This is a genomic window from Caldisericum sp., assembly GCA_022759145.1.
GTDB lineage: Bacteria > Caldisericota > Caldisericia > Caldisericales > Caldisericaceae > Caldisericum.
On record JAEMPV010000012.1, the window covers coordinates 1 to 4,404 of the forward strand.

Annotated in this window: 4 protein-coding genes; all 4 read left to right on the forward strand. The window is 37.3% G+C overall.

Annotation, left to right across the window (positions count from 1 at the left end; genetic code table 11):
* Positions 1 to 214: 214 nt before the first annotated feature.
* The 4 genes from JHC30_00510 to JHC30_00525 all read left to right on the forward strand — a co-directional run bounded on the left by JHC30_00510 (position 215) and on the right by JHC30_00525 (position 3,764).
* Positions 215 to 445 (forward strand): hypothetical protein, encoded by a 231-nt coding sequence (locus JHC30_00510; GenBank protein MCI4462642.1) that lies wholly within the window; start codon positions 215 to 217, stop codon positions 443 to 445.
* A 66-nt stretch (positions 446 to 511) separates the two neighbouring features.
* On the forward strand, positions 512 to 1,936 hold the full coding sequence (locus tag JHC30_00515; GenBank protein ID MCI4462643.1) for an extracellular solute-binding protein: 1,425 nt from the start codon (positions 512 to 514) through the stop codon (positions 1,934 to 1,936).
* Positions 1,937 to 2,023: 87 nt separating this feature from the next.
* Positions 2,024 to 2,938 carry a sugar ABC transporter permease gene (locus JHC30_00520; GenBank protein ID MCI4462644.1) on the forward strand — a complete coding sequence of 305 codons (915 nt, stop codon included), beginning with the start codon at positions 2,024 to 2,026 and terminating at the stop codon, positions 2,936 to 2,938.
* Complete coding sequence (locus tag JHC30_00525; GenBank protein ID MCI4462645.1) at positions 2,928 to 3,764, forward strand: carbohydrate ABC transporter permease; 837 nt, start codon at positions 2,928 to 2,930, stop codon at positions 3,762 to 3,764. Before JHC30_00520 ends, JHC30_00525 begins: the two co-directional genes overlap by 11 nt.
* The last annotated feature ends 640 nt before the right edge of the window (positions 3,765 to 4,404 follow it).

Consider the following 4,404-nt stretch of genomic DNA (forward strand, 5'->3'; position numbering starts at 1 on the left):
AGGATTCAATCAATTCTTACGGATAACGGATTAGAGTTTACTAACATAAGAGGAGCTCCAGGTTCTCATATCCTTGATGAGTTCTGTCTAAAGAATAGTGGGAAGCAAAACTCACAAGGAAAAGAAGGGAAACAAACGAATGGTAAAGTAGAGAGGTGTAAGATAACTGTGGAAGAAGAGTTCTATAGCACACTTTTATGAGAGTTTGGAGGATATGGAAGAGGGTCTAAGAACATATGTTGAATACTATAACAAGTTTAGACCACATATGGGTTTACACGGACTTGCTCCTTATGAAAAGTTGAAAGGACTACCTGGAGGAAAGACCCCAAAAGATTTTGAAGTCTCTGACAATTTGCTTCTTGACAAAATCTTGAATTTGCATACAAATGAAAATGTAAGAAGTGCAATTAAAGATGAAAGAGCGTATAGTCACCCAATTTAGGGGGACACTAGATTTATTGCGGATACTTTTGGTGCAAAAACAAGTTGGAATGATAAAACAAAGGAAGTGACGATTGAACTTTTAGGGAAAAAGATTGTTTTAAAAGTTGATAGCTCATCAGCTTCTGTGAATGATAAAACCGTGTCGCTTGATTCACCTGCAACAATTATTAAGTCAACAGGCAGAACAGTTGTGCCTGTAAGATTCGTGAGCGAAACATTTAACTCTCATGTTTCATGGGATGACCAGACAAAAGCCGCTATAATTGAATTTTCGCCAGACTGGTTAACAAAGAATGTAACTGTGGAGCTTTATTATCCTGTTGCTTCAGGTGCCCCGATTGCAAAAATAATCAAGGGTTATATAAACGATTTTAACAAAGAATATCCATATATAACAATAAAGCCAGTTTTCTCTGGTGGCTACACAGATGTTAAGACCGCCATTCAAACAACAATAAGCGGTGGTGGAAAGCCACCAGCCTTAGCCGTTATGCTTTCAACAGACCTTTATGACCTTGTAAATGGAGATATCGTAATACCTCTTGACAGTTATTTTAATACAATGCCAACAGGAAAAAATTACCTTGCAGACTTTTTCCCTGCTTTTCTTGCAAATTCATATTACAATGGTAAGTTATGGAGCATTCCATTCCAGAGAAGTGTCGTTGTCCTTTATTATAATGCAGACCTTTTACAACAAGCAGGATTGAACCCTCCTGATAGTTGGGAATCTCTCGCAACTACTGCACAAAAACTTACAATCCCGGGTAAGCGTTGGGGGATAAAAATTTCTTCGGATTGGCCATATTGGTTATTCCAGCCGTTAGCAATTGGTAATGGACAGAATATTTTCAATAGCCCAACGGATATGCAATTCAATAATCCTAAAGTTATTGAAGCAGTTCAATACTATATTGATCTTTCACATAAATATCACGCTATGCCAGAAGGAGTTCAAGCAAGCTGGAATACAGATCCCGGTGATTTTGCAAAAGGGGCTGCTGCTATGATCTTCCATTCATCTGCAAACCTAACAACGATTCTGTCACAAGCAAATTTCAAAGTGGGAGTTATGCCTATTCCGGGTAGTACAAAAGGGACATATGCTACTGTTCCTGGTGGTGGTAATTTATACATTATAAAAGGAGCTCCAGTAGAAGAACAGGATGCTGCATGGGTATTCATAAAATTTGTTACACAACCAAAGTATGCTGCAGACTTTAGCATTAAAACTGGATATATTGCTTCAAGAAAGAGTGCTTATGAAACGGATGCAATGAAGGCATATGTCGCAAAAGTTCCTCAGGCTTTAGCGATACGTGATAGCCTCAAATATGCAGGGGCCGAATTCTATAGTGTAAACCTTGGACAGGTTCGAAATATTTTCCACAAATATCTTCAGGCTGCTTTTAATGGTCAAATGACACCTAAAGAGGCAATGGATAAAGCAGAAGCTGAGGCACAAAAAGTAATAGAAGGTGGCGATTAGCCTAAACTTTATTTAATTTGAGAGGATGGGAGCATTCCCATCCTCTTTTCTAAGTTAAACTTTTATTGCGGGAGGCTTCTAAATAAGATGAGCCAGGAAAAGACAAAAAGTACCTTAAAGAATTCAATTCTCCCATTTATTTTAATATCACCTACAATTATAATTGTAGCCCTTTTTACGGTATGGCCGACAATTCTTTCAGTTTATCAAAGTCTCTTTCGTCAAAGACTTAATATGGCTGAGTTTAGAGTCCCTAAATTTGTTGGTCTTCAAAACTATATTTCTTTGTTCTCTTCTCAAACTTTTCACCAGGTTCTTTTAAATACATTTTTATATGTCGCTATAACTGTTCCGGTTAGTATTTTTCTTGCATTATTGTTTGCACTTCTTGTAAATAGGAGTGTTAAAGGAATTGGATTAGCAAGGTTAGCGTTGTTTTACCCGACTATTTTACCAATGGTTAGTGCGGCAACTATCTGGATGTTTTTCTTTACGCCAGAATACGGATTATTCAATACTTTTTTGAAATTTTTCGGGTATCGAGGCCCTCAGGATTGGGCTGGGAATCCGCATCTCGCACTTTTAGCAATGATGATAATTTTTATATGGAAAAGTGCCGGATACTTTATGATTTTTTATCTTGCTGGTTTACAGAATTTACCAGAAAGTGTGCTTGAAGCAGCTGCTATTGATGGAGCAAATCCTTTTCAAACTTTAATTCATATAATTTTCCCGTTGCTAAGACGAACGACTCTGTTTGTGACTACTATAGCGTTTTTAGATGCATTTCAAATTATAGATCACATTGTTATAATTACGAAAGGTGGGCCAAGTGATGCAAGCAATATATTATTGTATTATCTGTGGCAATTACGCTTTGAATATACAGATATAGGAAAATCTTCCGCATTAACTGTCATACTTATTGCCATTATGCTTTTGTTTACAATTACGAACTTTGTTCTTTCTGAAAGACGGGAGGAGAAAGCAAATGCAAAATAGAAAAATTTTCAAATATCTGAAATCCTGGATATTAAATGCAATAACTGTTATCTTAAGCCTTTTATGGCTATCCGTTATTGTATGGGCTATAGTTGTTTCATTTAGACCTGCAAATAAACCACTTGGGCTTGGTGATGTATGGCTCAATGGATTTACATTTGAGAATTACCTGCATGCTTGGTCACTTGCGCCTTTCGGCATTTATTACAGAAACACCATTATTGTTGTCCTTATTATTTTGTTATTTCAACTTGTAACGACAATTCTTGCTGGTTTTGCTTTTGCACATTATAAAATTGTTGGAGGACGCTGGGTTCTTTTCTTTATACTTTTACAACTAATGATTCCAAGTACTGCTTTACTTGTCCCAAACTATGCAACTATAAGAATTCTTGGGTTATTTAATACAAAAATTGCTATTGCTTTACCATACCTCGGTTCAGCATTCGGGACTTTTCTTATGAGACAGGCGTTTCTTGAGATACCAGATGATTCAATTGAGGCTGGTATTCTCGATGGATGCTCCTGGTGGCAACTGCTTCTGAATGTTTATATCCCACCATCAGTTCCAACGATTATTGCTCTAAGCATTTCATCGATAACATGGCACTGGAACGAATTTTTATGGCCATTTGTGGTCACGAATAGTGATGCGTCTCGTGTATTAACTGTTGGATTGGTGAGATTTACTCAGTTAGGAGAACAAGGAGCACAGTGGCCGCTTCTTGCAGCTGCAACAATAACAGTTGCTGCTCCACTTCTCATTGCATTTCTTATATTCCAGAGGAGATTTATTGCAAGTTACCTTTATTCGGGCATTAAATAGAATTTGTTTGAGACATATGCGGCGTTGAAAATTGATTTGTTATCTTAATTTTCATTTTGTTTTTTCCATAAAAAATGTTAAAACTTTTATATTGATTGGAAATCGTTCAATTTAACAGAGGAGACCCCTCGCAAAGTCGGCTCGGGGTGACAAATATTGGAAAGGGGGCGAAGCCCCCTTTCCAATATTTCCCCAAAACGAAAAAAACAATCAATTTAGTAATTCCTAAGGTTTTAGCCCGAGGAATCTCCTCTGTTCTTGTTTTATCCTGTCATGTCGAACAGAGTGAGACATCTCCTCTGTTTTGGGGAGTGTTGAGAGAGGTCTTTTCACGCCCCAATTAAAAGGAGGAGACGATTCAGTTCGTTCAGGGTGACGGTTGAAACGGAGCCCCTCACAAAGTCGTCGGGGTGACGTCGTAGGTTATTCCGAACACTTTAGCCCGAGAAACCACTTACGTTATTTTGCGCAGTCATTTCGGGCTAAGTGAGAAATCCCATTTATTTTTTAATATCCTTTTTTGGAAAAAGTACTAAAATTTATTAGGGTGATAAAAAGTCGCTCAATTTTATGCTAAATAAGGGGAATTATGGGTATATTTGACTTCTTTAAAAGGAACAAAGATCAAAAGGAATCTCAG

Excerpts from the sequence above, each read along its gene's own strand:
- JHC30_00510 (MCI4462642.1), top strand. The coding sequence starts at position 215 with ATGGAAGAGGGTCTAAGAACATATGTTGAATACTATAACAAGTTTAGA.
- JHC30_00520 (MCI4462644.1), top strand. The coding sequence starts at position 2,024 with ATGAGCCAGGAAAAGACAAAAAGTACCTTAAAGAATTCAATTCTCCCA.
- JHC30_00525 (MCI4462645.1), top strand. The coding sequence starts at position 2,928 with ATGCAAAATAGAAAAATTTTCAAATATCTGAAATCCTGGATATTAAAT.